Consider the following 20,113-nt stretch of genomic DNA (forward strand, 5'->3'; position numbering starts at 1 on the left):
CGCGCATGCACATCCGCTTCACCAAAATGCAGGGCGCGGGCAACGATTTTGTCGTGCTCGATGAGACGCGCGGGCGCCTGGGTCTGACCCACGCGCAATACCGCTGGCTGGCCGACCGGCATTTCGGCGTCGGCGCCGACCAGATCCTGAGCGTGCGGCCCTCGCCCGGCCCCGGGCTGGACTTTGAGTACGTGATCCACAACGCCGACGGCGGTGAGGTGGAGCACTGCGGCAACGGCGCCCGCTGCTTCGTGCGCTACGTGCACGACAAAGGACTGACCACCCTCAACCCGGTGCGTGTGAAGGTGAAGCAGGGCGAGATCAGCCTGGCGCTGAACGATGACGGCCGCGTCACCGTGGACATGGGCGCGCCGGTGTTTGAGCTGGAGCGCGTGCCGTTCGACGCGAGCGGCCTTGTCTCAACGACGATGGGCAATGTCGAACGCTGGCCGCTGGCCTTGCCGGACGGCGACGAGGCGCTGGTCTGTGTGCTGTCCATGGGCAACCCGCACGCTGTGCAACTGGTCGACAACGTGGACACCGCCCCGGTCCTGCTCCAAGGCCCGCAGATCGAATGGCACCCGCGCTTCCCGTCACGCGTGAACGCCGGCTTCCTGCAGATCGTGAACCGCGGCCAGGTGCGCCTGCGCGTGTTCGAGCGCGGCGCGGGCGAGACGCTGGCCTGCGGTACCGGCGCCTGCGCCGCTGTCGTGGCCGGCATCCGCCTGGGCCTGCTGGATTCGAGCGTGGACGTGCACACCCACGGCGGCGTGCTCACCATTCAATGGCAGGACACGCCTGCACACGACGCACCGGTGTTCATGACCGGCCCGGCCACCACCGTCTTCGAGGGCGAGATCGAGGTGCCTGAACTGGCCTAAGAGGCTGAGAGTCTTTCGTTCATGCCCGCTCACCACCCCAAAACGCACCCGATCTGCGTTGCAAATGCTCGCCATGGCCTGAGCCATGGCTGTGCTTTGCGCCTTGATCGGACGCGTTGTGGGGCATTGCTCGGGCACGCCCGAATAACGCTCAGCCTCTCGTCTCCCTCCTATATGCTCCCCTGACCATGACCGATCCCTTCATTCCCCCGATCACCGAAGACGACATCGCCAACTACCTGGCCAACACGCCCGACTTTTTTGATCGGCACGCCGGTGTGCTGGCGGCGGTTCAGCTCAGCAGCCCACACGGTCAGCGCGCCGTGAGTCTGCAGGAGCGCCAGGCCGAGTTGCTGCGCGACAAGATCAAGGGCTTGGAGCTCAAGGCGGCCGAGATGATCCGCCATGGACAGGACAACTCCACCATCGCCGACCGTCTGCAACGCTGGACCCGTGAACTGCTGCGGACCCGCGAAGCCCGTGATCTGCCCGAGGTCGCCGCCCGCGAAATCGCCACCCAGTTTCTCGTGCCACAAGTGGCGATCAAGGTCTGGGATGTGGCGCCCGCGTTCATGACCCTGGCCTGTGCTCAAGGCGCGAGCGAAGACGTGAAGGCGTTTTCCAGCTCGCTCAGCCGCCCCTACTGCGGCGCCAACCCCGGGCTGGAGGCCGCCGGCTGGCTGGACGACCCGAAGGCGGTGGCGTCCCTGGCGCTGATCCCGCTTCGGACGGCTGAGGGGCAAGCGGCCTTCGGTTTGCTGGTGCTGGGCTCGCCCGATGCCCAGCGGTTCGCGGCCGACATGGGCACCGACTTCCTGGAGCGCATGGGTGAACTCACCAGCGCGGCGCTGTCGCGCCTGAGGCCATGACCCCCACGCTGGTCACTTCGTGTACGGCGCTGCCCCCCAAGGGGGCTGGCCTGCCTTGGGGCGGCCCGGCGGCAGGCCGTTCGCGGGCATGAAAACCGCAGCCAGCGTGGACGATGCCGCGCTGGTGCAGGCCTACCTCACCCATGTGCGGGTGGAAAAGCGCCTGGCGACCCGCACTGTCGAGCTTTACACCCTGGACCTGCAGCGCCTGTCGCAACAGGCGGCGCAGGCCTCGCTGGCGCTGCGCGAGGTGCACAGCGCCCACATCCGTCGCTGGGTGGCCCAGATGCACAGCGCCGGGCGCAGCGCGCGTGGCATCGCGCTCATCCTGTCGGGCTGGCGTGGTTTCTATGTCTGGCTCGGTCGCCAGGGCCTGATCGACCACAACCCGGTGCAGGACGTGCGCGCGCCCAAGGCCGGCAAGCCACTGCCCAAGGCGCTGGGGGTGGACGAGTCGGTGCAGCTCGCGTCCCATGTGGAAGAGGCCGACCACCCCGCACTCGAAGCCCGTGACGCCTGTTTCACCGAGTTGCTTTACGGCTGCGGCCTGCGCATCGGCGAACTGGTGGGGCTGGACGTGCAGGCGGGGCCCGGCGCACGCGGCTGGATCGATGCCGAGGCCGGCGAGGCCCATGTGCTGGGCAAAGGCTCCAAGCGACGCAGCGTGCCGGTGGGCCGCGCCGCGCTGGCCGCCCTGGAGCGCTGGCTGGCGCAGCGCGCGGCCTGGGGCCGGGACGATCCGGCGCTCTTCATCGGCAGCCGCGGCCAGCGCCTCACACCCCAGCACATCCGCGTGCGCCTCAAACGCCGTTCGCAACTGGCCGGGCTGGCCACGCCGGTGCACCCGCACATGCTGCGCCACTCGTTTGCCAGCCACGTGCTGCAGTCCAGCGGCGACCTGCGGGCGGTGCAGGAGCTGCTGGGGCACGCCAGCATCAGCACCACACAGGTCTACACGCGGCTGGACTTCCAGCACTTGGCCAAGGTGTATGACGCGGCGCACCCACGGGCACTGGCGCGTGGCCGAGCAAAGGGCGAAGAGGGCCCCGTCAGCCCGTCTGCTTTGGATGTGCCCGCAACGCCCAAGCCCAAGGGTTGACCGGCCAGATGCACGGGATCTCGGTGGTCGATCAGGCCGGGTTATCCCTGTAGGACGCCCCGCTCCAGCCTTGACAATCACTTCATAAGCAATCGCTTTTCTTCTTTTGGAGAACACCATGTTCAAGTTCCTCACCGCCCTCAAGTCATTGCTGCTCGCCGCGGTGCTGTCCACGTCGCTGTCGTCGCAGGCGGCCGATGATGTGATCAAGACGGTTTATCACATGAGCGAAGGCATTCCCCAGGCAACGCGCGCCATCAGCAACATCCGCAACCACTTGGCGGCCGATCCCAAGGCCAAGATCGTGGTCGTGACCCACGGCCCGGGGATCGACTTCTTGCTGGAGGGGGCCACCAACCAGATGGAGCAGCCTTTTGCGGGAGCCATTGGCGAGCTGGCCAACAAGGGTGTGGAATTCCGGGTCTGCAACAACACGCTGGTCTCGCGCAAGATCGACCCCAACAAGGTCGCGATGGAAGCCAAGATCGTGCCGTCGGGCGTGGCCGAAGTGGCCCGACTGCAGGCCCGTGAGGGCTTTGTCTACCTGCGACCTTGACAAGAATCACCCCCGCGCCGCCTGCGTCACCCCCTCAAGGGGGCGGCACTGGCCGTCCGGCAAAGCCGGCCCGGCGGTGCCCTGGCGCAACGCCCCCTCCGACGTGAGATGCCTTCATCCGTGGATGCGGTGGAACCGGCTTTGCCGGGCCACTCGCATCGCCCCTGGGGGGTGACGCCGCAGGCGGCGCGGGGGTGGACAATTGCTCTATGAAAATCATTCGACTCAAGCCCGGCAAAGAACGCTCGCTGCAACGCCGTCACCCCTGGGTGTTTGACGGTGCGGTCGCCCGGGGCGGTGGCGATGCCGGAGAGACCGTTCGCGTCGAAAGCCACGAGGGTCAGTTCCTGGCCTGGGGCGCGTTCTCGCCGGCTTCGCGCATTCGCGTGCGCGCCTGGAGTTTTGACGAAGCGCAGCGCATCGACGCCGCTTTCTTCCGCGACAAGCTCGCCCAAGCCCTCGCCTTGCGCGAGCGTTTGGGCATCGAAAGCAACGGCGTGCGCCTGGTGCATGGCGAGTCCGACGGCCTGCCGGGCCTGATCGTCGACCGCTACGGCGACACGCTGGTAGCGCAGTTCACCGCCTGCGGCGTGGAGCGCTGGAAGGGCCCAATAGCCGACGCGCTGATCGAGCTCACCGGCTGCCCGCGCCTGTACGAACGCTCCGACACCAGCAGCCGCAAGCTCGAAGGCCTGCCCGAGGTCACGGGCTGGCTGCGTGGCAGCGGCGAGACGGCGTTCGAGCTGCTGGAGCACGGCTGGCGCCTGGGCCTGGACATCGCTCATGGACACAAGACCGGCTACTACCTCGACCAACGTGACAGCCGCCTGGCCCTGTACCAATACACGAAGCGCCTGGGTTTTGCCCAGGTGCTCAACTGTTTCAGCTACACCGGCGGCTTCAGCGTGGCCGCGCTGGCGGGTGGGGCGGGGCACGTGACCAGCATCGATTCGTCCGGCCCGGCCTTGGAGCAGGCGCGCGCCAATCTGTTGCTGAACGGACTGGACCCGGCGCAGGCCACCTTCATGGACGCCGATGTGAACGCTTCGCTGCGGCAGTTCGTGATTGAGGGGCGCAGCTTCGACGCCATCGTGCTCGACCCGCCCAAGTTCGCGCCCACGGTGGCCCACGCCGAGCGCGCCGCCCGCGCCTACAAAGACCTCAACCGCCAGGCCTTCAAGCTGCTCACGCCTGGTGGCGTGCTGTTCACCTTCTCCTGCTCGGGCGGCATCGGCGTGGAGCTGTTCCACAAGATCGTGGCTTCGGCAGGGTTGGACGCAGGCGTGGACGGCGCCATCCTGCAGCGCCTGGGCGGTGCCTGCGACCACCCCATGACGGTGAATTTTCCGGAAGGTGAGTACCTCAAGGGCCTGGTGATCATGAAAAAACCGTGAATTGATCTGGAACCGTTCACCGGGGATTGGGGTCGCATACACTCCCCCGCTGCCACCGCCTTCCTCACCGCCGCTGGAGTCGTTTCCCCATGTCCCTGATCCCCGTCACCATCCTCACCGGCTTCCTTGGTTCGGGCAAAACCACGTTGCTCAAGCGTGTGCTGACCGAGGCCCACGGCCAGAAGATCGCGGTGATCGAGAACGAGTTCGGCGAGGAAAACATCGACACCGAGATCCTCGTGGCCGACACGCAGGAAAACATCATCCAGATGAGCAACGGCTGCATCTGCTGCACCATCCGCGACGACCTGCGCGCCACCTTGCATGATCTCGCCGAGAAGAAGCGCAAGGGCGAACTCGATTTCGAGCGCGTGGTGATCGAGACCACCGGCCTGGCCGACCCCGGCCCGGTGGCGCAGACTTTCTTCATGGACGACGAGGTCGCCGAGCAGTATTTGCTCGATTCCATCCTGACCCTGGTGGATGCCAAACACGCGGCCCAGCAGCTCAACGACCGCCAGGAAGCGCGCCGCCAGGTGGGTTTTGCCGACCAGATCTTCATCAGCAAGGCCGATCTGGTGGACCAGGATGAGCTGGCCGCGCTGACCCATCGCCTCAAGCACATGAACCCGCGCGCGCCGATGCGCCCGGTGCACTTTGGTGAGGTGGCGCTCAAGGAGGTGTTCGACCTGCGCGGTTTCAACCTGAACGCCAAGCTCGACATCGACCCGGACTTTCTCAAGGCCGATGACGACCACGATCACCACGATCATGGTCATGAACATCACGATCACGCCCCTGGCGAAACCTGTGACCACCCCTCGCACCAGCACGGCCATGAAGACCACGGCCACCACCACCATCACGATGACGACGTAAAGAGCTTCGTCTACCGCGCCACCCGGCCGTTCAACCCGGCCAAGCTGGAAGACTTCCTGGGGGCCATCGTGCAGGTCTACGGCCCGCGCATGCTGCGCTACAAGGGCGTGCTCGACATGCAGGGCACCGACCGCAAGGTGATCTTCCAGGGCGTGCACCAGCTCATGGGCAGCGATCTCGGCCCGGCCTGGGCAGAAGGCGAGCCACGCGTGAGCAAAATGGTGTTCATTGGGCTTGATCTGCCCAAGGACATCCTGGTCCAGGGGCTCGACCAGTCGCTGGTCTGAGTCACCCTGGTCGGCCCCCACACATCAGAAACAGACCCGGCCGTGTTCTTTGTCTCGCTTCTCCAACGCCTGGGATTTCATTCCGACCCCCAGTCGGTGGTGGTTCCACGCGCGTCGTTACAATCGCCCCCCAAGTCGGGTGCCCGTGACCCGGCCAGGTCTGTTGCTAACCTGCCGGTTGAGCGTCGAGCCGGAGCGGGACGCAAACGGGGTATAACCACAGACCAGCCGGTCTCGACCGAGCACCGTGACGCGCCCCGGGGGCTTGCCCGAGGCAGCGCACCGCCCCAGGAACAGGCATCGTCAGGCATTGAGAGGAGACCCCTTGTGAAAGCCCCGGCCACCCCCACCGCAAAGAACAAAAAGCCCGCGCCCAGCGCCGGCAAAGTGCGGAACACACCGGTCGCGGCAGCCACCAAATTGCCCGTCAAGACCGCGCCCAAGGCTGCGGCCAAGAAGCCCGCTTCCGCGAAAAATGCGGTGCCGGTGAAGAAGCCTGTGCCCGCCAAGGTGTCCAAGGCCCCTGCGGTCAAGGCCGCAGCCAAGCCGGTCGTGAAGGCGGTGGCCAAAAAAGCGCCTGTCAAAGTCGCCGCGCCTGCGCCTACCACTTCGGCCAAATCCGCTGCAAAATCGGGCGCCAATGCCTCGGGGTCGGTGTCCAAGTCGACACCGACACCGGGGGGCAAAGCCGGCAAGCCAGCCACAACCTCTGGAGCGACCAAGCCTGTGGCTGTGCCCAAACCCGCACCGATCGTCGTCGAGCCGACGCCCCGCCCTCTGGGCAAGCGCGCGGCCAAGAAGGTCATGATGGAGCAAATGACCCAGGCGGCGGTGGTTCCGACCCATGCTCCCGATGCCGCGAAAGCGACATTTTTCACCTCGAATGAACGCGTAATGACCCCACCCGTGCCCTCCTCCATCCAGAAAGACCCCAAGCGGGCGAACAACTGGAAGTCCATGTCCGTCGATCAACTCACCGACCAGGATGTGCAGGCCATGCCCGACGCCGAGTACATGAACGACGTCCAGCTCGCTTTTTTCCGTCGCAAGCTCACGCTGCTCAAGGATGACATGCTGGCCAATGCCGGTGAAACCACCGAACACCTGCGTGAAGACACGGTGGTGGTGCCCGATCCTGCCGACCGCGCGACCATCGAGGAAGAGCATGCTCTGGAGCTGCGCACCCGCGACCGCGAGCGCAAGCTGCTCAAGAAAATCGAGCAAGCGATCACCCGCATCGACTCCGGCGATTACGGCTATTGCGAGGAAACCGGTGAAGCCATCGGTGTGGGCCGGTTGATGGCCCGTCCCACCGCCAGCCTTTCGCTGGAAGCGCAACAACGGCGAGAGCTGAAACAGAAGATGTTTGGGGACTGACCCTACAGCCACTTCCTGATCCACCCCACGGCACAGCGCATTCATGTCCAAGGACGACTCCAACCGCGGCTTCCTGTCCAAAGTGGTGAAATTCGTGCGTCATCCGACCACGAGCTGGTCGGACTTGGACACCCGCAGCGCCGACGGTGAAAGCGAGTACAGCAAGGCTGCGCTCAAGGAAATGATCGAGCGCAAGCGGCGCAACGACTTCGTGCGCAAGCGAGAGTTCGACATGCTGCGCAAGATTCGCAGCCGCGAAGCGTCGGGTGAGGGTGGTCAGGGCGTGCGACCTTCTTTCTTTCAGAGCAGCTTGCCCTCCAAGCCCGATGATCGGGCCATGACACTGAAAAAGATCGATGAGATCGAAGCACAGATGTCCATGCAGTGGTGGAAGACCAAGGGTCCTGACACCCTGGCCACCGGATCCAGCCTCAATTCGGGCGCTCACACCACCGGCGGTACACCGCTGGATCGCAAGGCCGACAAAGGCAAGGCGGCCGTTGCGCCCGATAGAAAGCGCGTCAATGCGCAGTACAACGAAACCGAGGCGTCGCCGCTGCACGATGGTGAGTTGCTGGATACCGAGCCTGCGCACGCCGATACGACCCCGTCTTCATCGGCGGCTTCGCTTGCCTCGGCTCGAATTCCGACCTTGCGCGAGTCCGTGCCTCCCCCCAAAGGCGTCCCGGAGCCTGCACCGGCTTCCGCCACGGCGCGCACCGGTCTGATGGCGGCCACCAATCAAGGCGCGCTGTCGGCAGGCAAGGGACGTTCGGGTTCTGGTTCGGGGTTCTCGGCCTCGCACTTTTATGCGCTCGATGTGCATGAAATTGCCCAGGATCCTGAGGTGGAAGAAGCCGCCATCCGGTTCGCCAATGGTGACGATGCGGGCGCAGAACAGGGGCTCAAGGAAACGATTGCCGAGGGCGGTCCGCGGGAAAATCAGCTCGACGACTGGCTGGCCTTGTTCGACTTGTACCGTGCGACCGGGCAGTTGGCGCCTTTTGAGAGTCAGGCGGTTGACTTCGTGAACCGTTTCGGTCGTTCGGCACCCCAGTGGTACGACATGCCGGAGGTGGTCTCGGCGATGACGGGCCGGGTGTACAAACCGTCCTCAGCATCTGCCAAGGCCGTCTGGGTGTGTGACCCCGAGCTGGATGCTCACGCCGTTGGCACCTTGCAAAACGTGTTGCTCCGGGCCGCTCAGCCGTGGGTTCTGGACTGGACAGAAGTCGAATCCATCGACGTCAAAGCGGCGCGTGCCCTGGTGGGGATGTTCACGCTCTGGGGCGATCAGGACGTGGAATTGTGCTTCCTGGGCGCGACGCACTTTCGAGAACTGCTCAAGCAGATCGCGCCATCTAGCCGCCGTGACGTTGAGCAGTTGTGGTGGGAGCTTCGCATGGCCGCTTTGCGCGTCATGAACCGGCCCGACGAATTTGAGCTCACGGCCCTGGACTTCTGCGTCACCTACGAGGTGTCGCCCCCCGGCTGGGAGCGACCACGCTGCCATTTTCAGGCGCTCTCTGGAGGCGTGCCAGATCCAGACGAGGGCAGCTCGGTGTTGAGCGATGCGGTGATGGAGCAGGTTCCCTCTGGCTTCTCTGGAGGGGATTCGGGCGTTGAAAGCCAGAACAGTGAGTTCAATCAGCTGGGCTTGGTGGAGTTGTCAGGCGAGATCCGCGGTGATCCGCAGGCCACGCTGGAAGACTTGGAGCACCGCCTGCAGGGCGCTGATGTGATGATCATTTCGTGCCGCAACCTGATCCGTGTGGACTTTTCCGCAGCGGGCACTTTGTTGAACTGGGTCACCAGCCACCACACCAGTGGTCGCCTGGTGCAGTTCGTGGACGCCCACCGCCTCGTGTCGGCGTTTTTCCACGTGATTGGCATCACCGAATACGCCAAAGTGGTCGTGCGGAACGATTGATTCCCGCCGCGCTGTGCGCGCGACCCCCTCAAGGGGTCGGCACTGGCGGCACAGCGGAGTCGGTTCCGCTGTGGGCCCTTGGAAAAACATCCCCTCGTTCCGCCTTCGGGCTTGAGCTTGGTCTGATCATCCCCATTTGTTGACGTATATGGAAACTTTTCACGGAACCACCATCGTCTGTGTGCGGCGTGAGACGCCCGAAGGTGTGCAAGTCGCCATCGGCGGTGACGGTCAGGTCACCCTGGGCAACATTGTGGTCAAGGGCACGGCGCGCAAGGTGCGCAAGCTCTACCACGACAAGGTGCTGGCCGGGTTTGCTGGCGCCACGGCGGACGCATTCACCCTGTTCGAACGCTTTGAGGCCAAACTCGAAAAGCACCAGGGTCATCTGGTGCGCGCGGCCATCGAATTGACCCGCGACTGGCGCACCGACCGCGTGTTGCGCCGGCTTGAAGCCATGCTGGCGGTGGCCGACCACAGTGCCGCACTGATCATCACCGGCAACGGTGATGTGTTGGAGCCCGAACACGGGGTCGTTGCCATCGGTTCGGGCGGTGCCTATGCGCAGGCTGCAGCCCGAGCCCTGACGCAGCACACAGCGCTGAGCGCCGAAGAGGTGGTGCGGCAATCGCTGGCGATTGCCGGCGAGATCTGTATCTACACCAACATGAACCACACGATTGAAACACTGGACTGACATCATGAGCGCAGCGCAGGGCCGTCCCAAACAAGCTCGCACCCCCACGGGGGGCAGCGAAATGCACGAAGTGATGAGCGTGGGGGTTTTGATGGCCGCAGCGCAGGGCCGTCCCAAGCAAGCTCGTACCCTCCCCGGGGGCAGCGAAATGCACGAAGTGATGAGCGTGGGGGCACCATGTCTTCGATGACCCCTCAGGAGATCGTCTCCGAACTCGACCGTTTCATCATTGGGCAGAAGGCCGCCAAACGCGCCGTCGCCATCGCCTTGCGCAACCGCTGGCGGCGACAGCAGGTGGACGAGGCGCTTCGGCCTGAAATCACACCCAAGAACATCTTGATGATCGGCCCCACCGGCGTGGGCAAGACCGAGATTGCACGCCGCTTGGCACGGCTGGCCGACGCCCCCTTCATCAAGGTCGAAGCCACCAAGTTCACCGAGGTGGGTTACGTCGGCAAGGACGTCGACAGCATCATCCGGGACCTGGTGGAAATGGCCGTCAAGCAGGGCCGAGAGCAGGCGATGCGCCAGCAGCGCATGCGTGCTGAAGACGCAGCCGAGGACCGCATCCTCGATGTTCTGATCCCCCCGCCCCGCAGCGTGGGTGCTGAACCGGTGCTTTCACCGGACGGCGCGGCGCGCCAGTCGTTCCGCAAGAAACTGCGTGAAGGCCTTCTGGATGATCGAGAGATCGAGCTTGAGCTGGTCGAGGCGCGCCCAACGATGGAGATCATGGGGCCCCCAGGCATGGAGGACATGGCCGAACAGCTCAAAGGCATGTTTGGTCAGATGGGGCAGGGCAAGCGGCGCACGCGCAAGCTGCCGATCGCTGAAGCGATGAAGCTGCTGGTGGAAGAAGAGGCGAGCAAGCTGGTCAACGAAGAAGAGGTTCGCAGCCGCGCCCTGCAGTCGGCCGAGCAGAACGGCATCGTTTTCATCGACGAAATCGACAAAGTGGCCTCCCGCAGCGATGCGGGCAGTCCCGAGGTGTCCCGCCAGGGTGTGCAGCGCGATCTGCTGCCGCTGGTCGAAGGCACCACGGTGTCCACCAAGTACGGGATGATCAAGACCGACCACATCCTGTTCATCGCCAGCGGGGCGTTTCACCTGGCCAAGCCGAGCGACCTGATTCCGGAACTGCAAGGGCGGTTCCCGATCCGCGTCGAGCTGCAATCGCTGTCGGTGGACGATTTCGAGGCCATCCTGACCCAGACCCACGCGTCCTTGGTGCGCCAGTACCAGGCATTGCTGGCAGCGGAGGGTGTGACGCTGGAATTCCAGCCGAGCGGGATTCGCCAGCTCGCGCAGATCGCCTGCGATGTCAACGAGCGCACCGAAAACATCGGTGCACGCCGCCTGGCCACGGTCATGGAACACCTGCTGGACGAAGTCAGCTTTGGCGCCACGGCGCTGGAAGGGCAGACCGTTTCGATCGACGCAGCGTATGTCAACGGACGGCTCGCCGAGCTCAGCCGCAACGAGGACCTGTCGCGCTACATCCTCTGAAAAAGGCCCCGCAGGACACCGACCTCGCCCATCCAACAGCGGTGGCCGAGGCTTTTTTCTGCGTAGGCTTCATGGGCCGCTGGCCATTCGTCGGGTCAAGAGCCAGGCCCGGGATGTAACAGGGTTTCAAGCATCACTTGCAGTGCCTTGTGTAAGTGCTTGCTTTTGCTGCATTTTTGAAGCGCTAAATTGCTTCAAAGTGTGTTCTAAGTGATTGATTTCATTGAAAAACTTCAGCCGACGCATGGCGCGCCATCCTTTTCCTGATAAAGTGGAAAAAAGTGCCATTAAGTGGTGAAAAGTGTTTTTCAAGGATCAATCGCGGTGTTCCAGGGTGCTTCCTCTCTCAGTCTAGATGCCAAAGGTCGGCTTTCGATGCCGACCCGGCACCGTGACGCCCTGGGCACCGCTGCGAGCCAGCTCACCATCACCAAACATCCTCACGGTTGCCTGATGGTATTCCCTCGCGACGAATGGGAGAAGTTCCGTGAGCGCATTGCCTCGCTGCCGATGGACGCCCAGTGGTGGCGCCGCATCTTTCTGGGCAATGCGATGGATGTGGACATGGACGGTTCCGGACGGGTGCTGGTTTCGCCCGAGCTGCGTGCCGCTGCTGGCATCACCAAGGACGCCGTGTTGCTTGGCATGGGTTCCTATCTGGAGCTGTGGGATGCCCCGTCCTACGCCGCCAAGGAGGCTGAGGAAATGCAGAAGCCGATGCCCGATGTGCTCAAGGAATTCTCTTTCTGAGGACGATGGTGCAAGGCGCATGGAAACACCACACCGTCCTGTTGACCGAAGCCGTGCAAGCACTGGCGATCAACCCGGATGGACACTACGTCGATGCCACGTTTGGCCGCGGCGGTCACTCGGCGCTCATCTTGCAGGGTCTGTCGTCGAACGGGCGGCTGACAGCGTTCGACAAGGACCCGCAGGCGGTGGCGGCCGCCGGGTCGTTGGCCGCCAGCGATGCGCGCTTCGCCATCCGTCACCAGGGCTTCTGTCACCTGGCCGGGCTGGGAGGGGCGAGCGCGGACGGGGTGTTGATGGACCTGGGTGTGAGTTCGCCCCAGATCGACGACCCCGAGAGGGGTTTTTCTTTTCGTCACGATGGTCCTTTGGACATGCGCATGGACACCACGCGCGGCCAGAGCGTGGCGCAGTGGCTGGAAACGGCCGATGTATCCACCCTGTCGGAGGTCATCCGTGACTATGGCGAAGAACGGTTTGCTCAACAGGTTGCAAAGGCGATTGATCGTCGCCGACAGGAACGGGGCCCTCTTCGAACCACCCGTGAGCTGGCCGAAGTCGTGGCTGGCGCGGTCAAAACCCGCGAGCCGGGCAAGGACCCTGCAACGCGCACATTTCAGGCTTTTCGGATTTTCATCAACGCCGAGCTTGAAGAACTGCAACAAGCGCTAGCGGCGGCGCTGCATGTCTTGCGTCCCGGAGGTCAACTGGTCGTGATCAGCTTCCATTCGCTGGAAGACCGCATGGTCAAGCAGTTCATGGCGCGCCATTCGCGCGCCGTGGTGGACCGTCGCGTGCCGTTTGCCGAGCCCCAGGCCATGCCCCTGACCGCCGTGCGCCGCGTGATGCCGTCGGACGCTGAGGTTCAGGCCAACCCGCGCTCGCGCAGCGCGGTGATGCGCGTGGCCACGCGCACGGAGGAGCCGGCATGAACACCGCGCAGGGGAGGTGGCCATGATCCGTTTGAACCTGATGCTGCTGCTGGCGGTGCTGGTGAGCGCGTTCTACCTCGTGCACACGCAGTACGAGTCGCGCCGTCTGTACACAGCGATCGACAAGTCCCGGGCCCAGTCGCTCAGGCTGGAGGCCGATCATGAGCAACTGCAGGTCCAGAAGCGCGAGCAGGCGACTCCTGCACGCGTACAGCAGCTGGCCGCCCGGCAGCTGCAGATGCGGCCGGTCAGCCCGGGCATCACGCAATACGTGACACTGCCGGCGCAGCCCGCAGCCGACGCGCAGGTCGCTCCGGAGGCCGCTCGATGAGCAAGTCACGCAGCCGCGCCATCAACTACAGCGCCAGCCCGCTGCTGGCCAGCAAGACGCCGGTCTGGCGCAGCAAGTTCATCGTCGCCGCGCTGGCACTGGCCTTTGTGGGGCTGGGCGCCCGCGCCGCCTACGTGCAGGTGTTTGGCAACGACTTCTTCCAGCGCCAAGGGGAGGTTCGTTTTGCGCGCACCCTGGAACTGCCCGCCAACCGGGGCCGCGTGCTGGACCGCAATGGCCTGATCCTGGCGTCCAGCGTGGTCGCTCAAAGCATCTGGGCCATCCCGGAGGACGTCGACAAGACCGACCCCCAACTCAAGCAGCTGGCCAAGTTGCTGGAGTTGCCGCTGCCGGAACTGCGCAAGCGCTTGGCCAACGAGGACAAGACCTTTGTGTGGGTCAAGCGCCAGGTTGACGAGCCGATTGCCAAAGAGATCGCCGCCCTGGGCATCAAGGGCATTTACCAGCGCCGTGAGTACAAGCGCCAGTACCCCGAAGGTGAGGCGGCGGCGCACGTGGTGGGCTTCACCAATGTCGAAGACCGTGGCCAGGAGGGCGTGGAGCTGGCCTTCAACCAGCAGCTCTCGGGCAAGGCCGGGTCGCGTCGGGTGATCAAGGATCGGCTGGGCCGGGTGATCGAGGACGTGCGCGATGTCATTCCGCCGGTGGACGGCCCCGATCTGCAGCTCTCCATCGACAGCAAGGTGCAGTACTTCGCCTACGAAAAACTGCGCGATGCGGTGAAGAGCCACAAGGCCAAGGCGGGCAGCGTGATCGTCCTTGACGCCCAGACGGGCGAGGTGCTCGCGCTGGCCAACTACCCCAGCTACAACCCCAACAAGCGGCTGAACCTGAGCGGTGATCAGCTGCGCAACCGTGTGCTGACCGACAGCTTCGAGCCGGGCTCAACGATGAAACCCTTCATCGCGGCGTTGGCCCTGGACAAGGGGCTGGTCAAGCCCACCACGCAGATCCAGACCGCGCCGGGACGCATCAGCATCGGGGGCTCATCGATTGGCGATTCGCATCCCCATGGCATTCTCACGGTCAATGAAATCATCCAGAAGTCGAGCAACGTCGGCACGGTGAAGATGGCGATGCAGATGCATCCACGCGAGATGTGGGAAACCTTTGCCCAGGCTGGTTTCGGGCAGAAGCCGCAGGTGCCGTTCCCGGGCGCGGTCACGGGGCGCCTGCGCCCTTACAAGAGCTGGCGTCCGATCGAGCAGGCGACGATGAGCTACGGCTACGGTCTGTCCGTGTCGCTGTTCCAGCTGGCACAGGCGTACACGATCTTTGCGCGTGACGGCGAGTTGATCCCGGTGAGCATGCTCAAGTCCGAGACGCCTGCGGTCGGTGTCCGGGTCTTCAGTGAAAAGAACGCAGTATCGGTGCGCAAGATGCTTGAGCTGGCCACAGGCCCAGGCGGCACAGCCCCCAAGGCCCAGACCATGGGTTACTCGGTCGGCGGCAAGACCGGCACCGCCCACAAGCAGGAAGGCAAGGGCTACGCCGACAAGAAGTACCGCTCATTCTTTGTCGGTCTGGCACCGGTGGAGGCGCCGCGCATCGTGGTCGCCGTGATGATCGACGAGCCCTCCAACGGCGAGTACTTTGGCGGCCTTGTGGCCGCGCCCGTGTTCAGCGAAACGGTGCAGCAGAGCCTGCGCGTGCTGGGTGTGCAGCCCGACATGAACGTCAAGCCGCAGATCGTGACCGAAGCGGTGGAGGAGTCCTTCTGATGCAGGTCCTGCAACACCCTCAAACCGTGGCCGACTGGCTGCGCGAGCGCGTGCGCGGCGATCTGCAGTGCGACAGCCGGCGGGTGCACGCCGGCGATGCCTTCGTGGCCTGGCCGGGTGCCGCGACCGACGGCCGGCGTTATGTGGCGGACGCCCTGCAGGCGGGCGCCGTGGCGGCGCTGGTCGAGCGCGACGGCGTGGAGCCGTTCGATTTCCAGGACGACCGGGTGGTCGCCGTGCCGAGCCTCAAGGCCCAGGCCGGTTTCATCGCGAGCGCCTACCAGCGCCACCCCAGCCACGCGATGGAGGTGATCGCCTTCACCGGCACCAACGGCAAAACCTCCAGCGCCTGGTGGATGGCTCAGTTGTTGTCGTCGATGGGGCGGCCCTGTGCGCTGGTGGGCACGCTGGGCATCGGTCAACCGCCCTTGGCCGGACAACCGGGCCAGCCCATCGTCCCCACCGGCCTGACCACGCCCGACCCGGTGTTGCTGCAGGCGCGCCTGCGCGGCATGGTGGATGCGGGCATCCAGGCCTGCGCCATTGAGGCCTCGTCCATCGGCCTGATCGAAGGCCGGCTCAACGCCACGCAGATCCAGGTCGCGGTGTTCACGAATTTCACCCAGGACCACCTGGACTTCCACGGCAGCATGGCCGACTACTGGGCGGCCAAGGCCGCGCTGTTCGACTGGCCGGGGCTGGCGCACGCGGTGGTGAACCTCGACGATGCGCATGGGCGCGCGCTGGCCGCCTCTCTGGCCGGTCGCGGCCTGGACCTCTGGACCTTCAGTCTGGAAGAGGGCTCGCAGACGCTGGCGCCCCGGCTGTGTGCGCTCGACATCGGTTTCACCGACAGCGGCATGCGCTGGGTCGTGCAGGAGCGCGACACGTCGGGGCAGGTGGTCGAATCGCGCAACATGAGCTTGCCTCTGGTGGGGCGCTACAACGTGTCCAACCTGCTGGGTGTGCTGGCCGCGGCCCGCGCGCTCGGGGTGCCCCTGGTCGATGCGGTCGCGGCCTGCAGCGCGCTCACCCCCGTGCCAGGGCGCATGGAGCAGGTGGCCGCCGCCGACGGTCTGCCGCTGGTGCTGGTCGATTACGCCCACACGCCCGATGCGCTGGAAAAGGCCTTGCAGGCCTTGCAGCCCTTGGCGCGACAGCGCGGTGGGGCGATCTGGGCGGTGGCCGGTTGCGGTGGAGACCGCGACACCAGCAAGCGCCCGCTCATGGCGGCCGTGGCGGAACGCGAAGCCCAGCAGGTGGTGCTCACCAGCGACAACCCTCGCAGCGAAGACCCGCAGGCGATCCTGCAGCAGATGGTGGCTGGCCTCACGCGGCCCTCGAGCGCCTTGGTCGAAGCGGATCGCGCCACGGCGATCGCACTGGCGGTGCAACGCGCCGCCGCCCGCGACGTGGTGCTGATCGCGGGCAAGGGACACGAGGATTACCAGGACGTGATGGGCGTGAAGAAACCGTTTTCCGATGTGGTGCAAGCACGCGAAGCGCTCAGCGGGCGCAGCGCACAGCAGGGAGCTGCCGCATGAACGGCCTGTTCCTGCTCATGGCCCGCCTCAGCGGCGCACACACGGTCGGCACACCGGATGCCGAGCCGAGCCGCGTGCACACCGACACCCGCAGCCTGCAGCCCGGCGACCTGTTCGTGGCGCTCCAGGGCGAACGGTTCGACGCCCATGCGTTCCTGCCGCAGGCGAAGGCCCAGGGCGCCGTGGCCGCCATCGCCCACGGCGGTCTGGCCGAAGCCGGCCTGCCCGGCGTGGAGGTGCCCGACACGCGCCTGGCGCTGGGCGAGCTGGCCCGCCTGTGGCGTGAGCAGTTCAGCCTGCCGCTGATCGCCGTGACCGGCAGCAACGGCAAAACCACGGTGACGCAGATGATCGCGTCCATCCTGCGCGCGGCGGCGGGCACCGCGTCGCACGCCACGCAAGGCAACCTGAACAACGACATCGGTGTGCCGCTCACGTTGTTGCGCCTGCGCGCGGAACACCGGCTTGCGGTGATCGAGCTGGGCATGAACCACCCGGGCGAGATCGCCTACCTGGCCGCCATGACCCAGCCCACCGTGGCGCTGGTGAACAACGCCCAGCGCGAACACCAGGAATTCATGGGAACGGTCGAGGCCGTGGCGCGCGAAAACGGCGAGGTCATCGCGGCCTTGCGCGCCGACGGCGTGGCGGTGTTCCCCAGCGACGACGCCTACACCTTCGTCTGGCGTGAACTGGCGGGCAGCCGTCACACCCTGACGTTCAGCGACATCGATGCCACCGCCGATGTGCATGCACTGAGCGCCGAGTGGCTGGACGGGGCCTGGGCGCTGCGTTTCACCACACCGGCGGGTGAAGGCGACTGCCGCCTTCGCATTGCCGGCCGACACAACGTGCGCAATGCCTTGGCCTCGGCGGCCTGCGCGCTGGCCGCCGGGGTGTCGCTGGCCGACGTCGTTCGTGGTCTGGACAGCTTCGAGCCGGTCGGCGGCCGCTCGCGCGCGCTGGCGCTGCCCTTGCCCGGTCGCACCGTCACCCTGATCGACGACACCTACAACGCCAACCCCGACTCGGTGGTCGCGGCCATCCACGTGCTGGCCGAGCTGCCGGCGCCCCGTGTGCTGGTGTTGGGTGACATGGGTGAGGTCGGTGAACAGGGGCTGGATTTCCACCTGGAGGTGCTGCGCCAGGCCATGGCCTCAGGCATAGAGGCGGTGCACTGCACCGGCGACTGGATGGCGCAGGCGGTGGCGGCCATGCAGGCCGCGGGCGAACCTGCCCCTCGGCACTGGGTGGACGCCTCCTGCTTGGTGGCACACATCAGCAACGCCGTGGCCGCCGGCCCGCACCCGGAGGTGCGCAGCGTGCTGGTGAAGGGCTCGCGTTTCATGCGCATGGAGCGCGTGGTGCAGGCCCTTCAGGCCTTGGGCACGATCGATTCAAAAGAACACAAGGACGCCTCACATGCTGCTTAGCCTGGCCCTGTGGCTGCAAAGCCTGGGACCCGAATTCGGGTTCCTCCGGGTCTTTCAGTACCTGACCTTTCGCGCCGTGATGGCCGCGTTGACGGCGCTCATCGTCGGGCTGGTCGCCGGCCCCTATTTCATCCGCCGGCTGGCCGCGCTCAAGATCGGTCAGCCGATCCGTGAGTACGCGATGCAGACCCACATCAGCAAGGGCGGCACGCCCACGATGGGCGGTGTGCTGATCCTGTTTTCGATCGCGCTCTCCACGCTGCTGTGGTTCGACATGTCCAACCGCTTTGTGTGGATCGTGTTGTGGGTGACGCTGGGTTTTGGCGCCATCGGCTGGGCGGACGACTGGCGCAAGGTGGTGCACAAAGACCCCGAGGGCATGCGCTCGCGCGAGAAGTACCTCTGGCAGTCGGTGATCGGCCTGGTCGCCGCGTTCTACCTGGTGTTCAGCGTGTCGGGCACGACCAACATGCGCGTGATTGAGCTGTTCTTCCAGTGGGTGCTGTCAGGCTTCACCGTCGAGCTGCCACCGCAGGCGGGCCTGATGGTGCCGTTCTTCAAGGAAATCAGCTACCCGCTGGGCGTGTTCGGCTTCGTGGTGATGACCTACCTGGTGATCGTCGGGTCGAGCAACGCGGTCAACCTGACCGATGGTCTGGATGGCCTGGCGATCATGCCGGTGGTGATGGTCGGTTCGGCGCTCGGCGTGTTCGCCTACGTGACCGGCAGCGCTGTCTTTTCGCGTTACCTGCTGCTGCCGCACATTCCCGGTGCGGGCGAGCTGCTGATCTTCTGCGCGGCCATGGCCGGCGCGGGTCTGGCCTTTCTGTGGTTCAACACCCACCCGGCACAGGTCTTCATGGGCGATGTGGGCGCGCTGGCCCTGGGCGGCGCGCTGGGCACCATTGCGGTCATCGTGCGCCAGGAAATCGTGCTCGCCATCATGGGCGGTATCTTCGTGGTGGAGGCCTTGTCGGTGATGCTGCAAGTGGGCTACTTCAAGTACACCAAGCGCCGCTACGGCCAGGGCCAGCGCCTGTTCCAGATGGCGCCGCTGCACCACCACTTCGAGAAAAAAGGCTGGAAGGAAACGCAGGTCGTGGTCCGCTTCTGGATCATCACCATGCTGCTGTGCCTGGTGGGCCTGTCCACACTGAAGCTGCGTTGAACACACGATGAACGCCCTTCAAGACCAACACGTTCTCATCCTCGGCCTGGGCATCTCCGGGCTGTCGATGGCGCGCTGGTGTGTGCGCCACGGCGCGGTGGTGACTGTGGCCGACACGCGCGAGGCCCCGCCGTCGCTGGCGGCCCTGCGCGCCGAGTGCGCGCAGGCGGCGTTCTTGGCCGGACCATTCGACGACAGCCTGCTCGCGCGCCAGCCCTGGAACGTGATCGCGCGCAGCCCGGGCCTGCCGCCCGAGCAACTGGCACCGGCCCGCGCGTGGGCGCAGCAACAGGGGGCGGCCTTCGTGGGCGAACTCGACCTGTTCGCGCAGGCCCTGCAAGACCTGTCTTTGCGCGAGCGCCTACCCTACCGGCCCAAGGTCTTGGCCATCACCGGCACCAACGGCAAGACCACCGTCACCTCGCTCACCGGTCTGCTGCTGGATCGCTGTGGCTTGAACGTGGCCGTGGCTGGCAACATCGGCCCAGCCTTGCTGGACGTGCTGGGCGCGGCGCTGGACACCGAAGTTCGTGCCGAGGCGGAAGCCGCAGCGCAGGCCGACGCCGAAGCGGCACAGGCGCCAGTGACGCCATCGCCAGCCGCTGTGGTGGGCGCGCTGGACGCAGTGGAAACGCCCGCAGCCGAAACGCAGGGTGATCTGCTGCCGGCCGACGAAGACGAGCCACTGCCCGCGCCCGAAGACGACGGTGAAGCCGCCGCCATGCGGGTGCCTCCCCC

At 65.5% G+C, this 20,113-nt stretch carries 18 protein-coding genes and 1 pseudogene; 18 read left to right on the plus strand and 1 reads right to left on the minus strand.

Annotated elements, in window-relative coordinates; all coding sequences use genetic code 11:
* Positions 1-5 precede the first annotated feature (5 nt).
* The 10 genes from dapF (at position 6) to hslU (ending at position 11,475) form a co-directional block, all read left to right on the plus strand.
* Positions 6-881, plus strand: coding sequence for a diaminopimelate epimerase (gene dapF, locus B0E41_RS15495; protein ID WP_077332058.1), 876 nt, complete (start codon positions 6-8; stop codon positions 879-881).
* Between the two features lie 188 nt (positions 882-1,069).
* Complete coding sequence (locus B0E41_RS15500; RefSeq protein WP_077332059.1) at positions 1,070-1,750, plus strand: DUF484 family protein; 681 nt, start codon at positions 1,070-1,072, stop codon at positions 1,748-1,750.
* Between the two features lie 88 nt (positions 1,751-1,838).
* Positions 1,839-2,849: a tyrosine recombinase XerC gene (locus B0E41_RS15505; RefSeq protein WP_077332060.1), complete on the plus strand. Its 1,011-nt coding sequence runs from the start codon at positions 1,839-1,841 to the stop codon at positions 2,847-2,849.
* Positions 2,850-2,967: 118 nt separating this feature from the next.
* Positions 2,968-3,405, plus strand: coding sequence for a DsrE family protein (locus B0E41_RS15510; protein ID WP_077332078.1), 438 nt, complete (start codon positions 2,968-2,970; stop codon positions 3,403-3,405).
* A gap of 209 nt (positions 3,406-3,614) precedes the next feature.
* Positions 3,615-4,799, plus strand: coding sequence for a class I SAM-dependent methyltransferase (locus B0E41_RS15515; RefSeq protein ID WP_077332061.1), 1,185 nt, complete (start codon positions 3,615-3,617; stop codon positions 4,797-4,799).
* An 89-nt stretch (positions 4,800-4,888) separates the two neighbouring features.
* The gene (locus B0E41_RS15520; protein WP_077332062.1) at positions 4,889-5,965 is read left to right on the plus strand and encodes a GTP-binding protein; all 1,077 of its coding nucleotides are present in this window, start codon (positions 4,889-4,891) and stop codon (positions 5,963-5,965) included.
* A 552-nt stretch (positions 5,966-6,517) separates the two neighbouring features.
* On the plus strand, positions 6,518-7,342 hold the full coding sequence (gene dksA / locus B0E41_RS27145) for an RNA polymerase-binding protein DksA (RefSeq protein ID WP_253194909.1): 825 nt from the start codon (positions 6,518-6,520) through the stop codon (positions 7,340-7,342).
* A gap of 43 nt (positions 7,343-7,385) precedes the next feature.
* Positions 7,386-9,272, plus strand: coding sequence for an STAS domain-containing protein (locus B0E41_RS15530; RefSeq protein ID WP_077332064.1), 1,887 nt, complete (start codon positions 7,386-7,388; stop codon positions 9,270-9,272).
* Positions 9,273-9,420: 148 nt separating this feature from the next.
* Positions 9,421-9,969: an ATP-dependent protease subunit HslV gene (gene hslV, locus B0E41_RS15535; protein WP_077332065.1), complete on the plus strand. Its 549-nt coding sequence runs from the start codon at positions 9,421-9,423 to the stop codon at positions 9,967-9,969.
* Positions 9,970-10,146: 177 nt separating this feature from the next.
* Complete coding sequence (hslU, locus tag B0E41_RS15540) at positions 10,147-11,475, plus strand: ATP-dependent protease ATPase subunit HslU (protein WP_077332066.1); 1,329 nt, start codon at positions 10,147-10,149, stop codon at positions 11,473-11,475.
* 126 nt (positions 11,476-11,601) lie between these two features.
* On the opposite strand, the gene B0E41_RS27150 is transcribed toward hslU, so the two are convergent.
* Positions 11,602-11,787, minus strand: coding sequence for a hypothetical protein (locus B0E41_RS27150; protein ID WP_171984780.1), 186 nt, complete (start codon positions 11,785-11,787; stop codon positions 11,602-11,604).
* 12 nt (positions 11,788-11,799) lie between these two features.
* Here B0E41_RS27150 and mraZ point away from each other — a divergent pair, with 12 nt between their 5' ends.
* From mraZ to B0E41_RS15580, 8 genes and pseudogenes are all read left to right on the plus strand, one after another.
* Complete coding sequence (gene mraZ / locus B0E41_RS15545) at positions 11,800-12,225, plus strand: division/cell wall cluster transcriptional repressor MraZ (RefSeq protein WP_077332067.1); 426 nt, start codon at positions 11,800-11,802, stop codon at positions 12,223-12,225.
* A 5-nt stretch (positions 12,226-12,230) separates the two neighbouring features.
* Positions 12,231-13,157 carry a 16S rRNA (cytosine(1402)-N(4))-methyltransferase RsmH gene (gene rsmH, locus B0E41_RS15550; protein WP_077332068.1) on the plus strand — a complete coding sequence of 309 codons (927 nt, stop codon included), beginning with the start codon at positions 12,231-12,233 and terminating at the stop codon, positions 13,155-13,157.
* Between the two features lie 22 nt (positions 13,158-13,179).
* The gene (gene ftsL, locus B0E41_RS15555; RefSeq protein ID WP_077332069.1) at positions 13,180-13,488 is read left to right on the plus strand and encodes a cell division protein FtsL; all 309 of its coding nucleotides are present in this window, start codon (positions 13,180-13,182) and stop codon (positions 13,486-13,488) included.
* Entirely contained in the window at positions 13,485-15,230 is a 1,746-nt protein-coding gene (locus tag B0E41_RS15560) for a penicillin-binding protein 2 (RefSeq protein ID WP_077332070.1), read from the plus strand. Before ftsL ends, B0E41_RS15560 begins: the two co-directional genes overlap by 4 nt.
* Positions 15,230-16,774, plus strand: a complete 1,545-nt coding sequence (locus B0E41_RS15565) for a UDP-N-acetylmuramoyl-L-alanyl-D-glutamate--2,6-diaminopimelate ligase (protein ID WP_077332071.1) — start codon at positions 15,230-15,232, stop codon at positions 16,772-16,774. The genes B0E41_RS15560 and B0E41_RS15565 overlap by 1 nt, the downstream gene beginning before the upstream one ends.
* A 17-nt stretch (positions 16,775-16,791) precedes the next feature.
* Entirely contained in the window at positions 16,792-18,207 is a 1,416-nt protein-coding gene (gene murF / locus B0E41_RS15570) for a UDP-N-acetylmuramoyl-tripeptide--D-alanyl-D-alanine ligase (protein ID WP_253194911.1), read from the plus strand.
* On the plus strand, positions 18,197-19,375 hold the full coding sequence (mraY, locus tag B0E41_RS15575; protein WP_077332073.1) for a phospho-N-acetylmuramoyl-pentapeptide-transferase: 1,179 nt from the start codon (positions 18,197-18,199) through the stop codon (positions 19,373-19,375). Before murF ends, mraY begins: the two co-directional genes overlap by 11 nt.
* 7 nt (positions 19,376-19,382) lie before the next feature.
* Positions 19,383-20,113: pseudogene (locus tag B0E41_RS15580) on the plus strand (Mur ligase family protein); the annotation flags it as partial.

The sequence above is a fragment of the Hydrogenophaga sp. A37 genome (genome assembly GCF_002001205.1).
In the GTDB taxonomy this organism is placed as follows: domain Bacteria; phylum Pseudomonadota; class Gammaproteobacteria; order Burkholderiales; family Burkholderiaceae_C; genus Hydrogenophaga.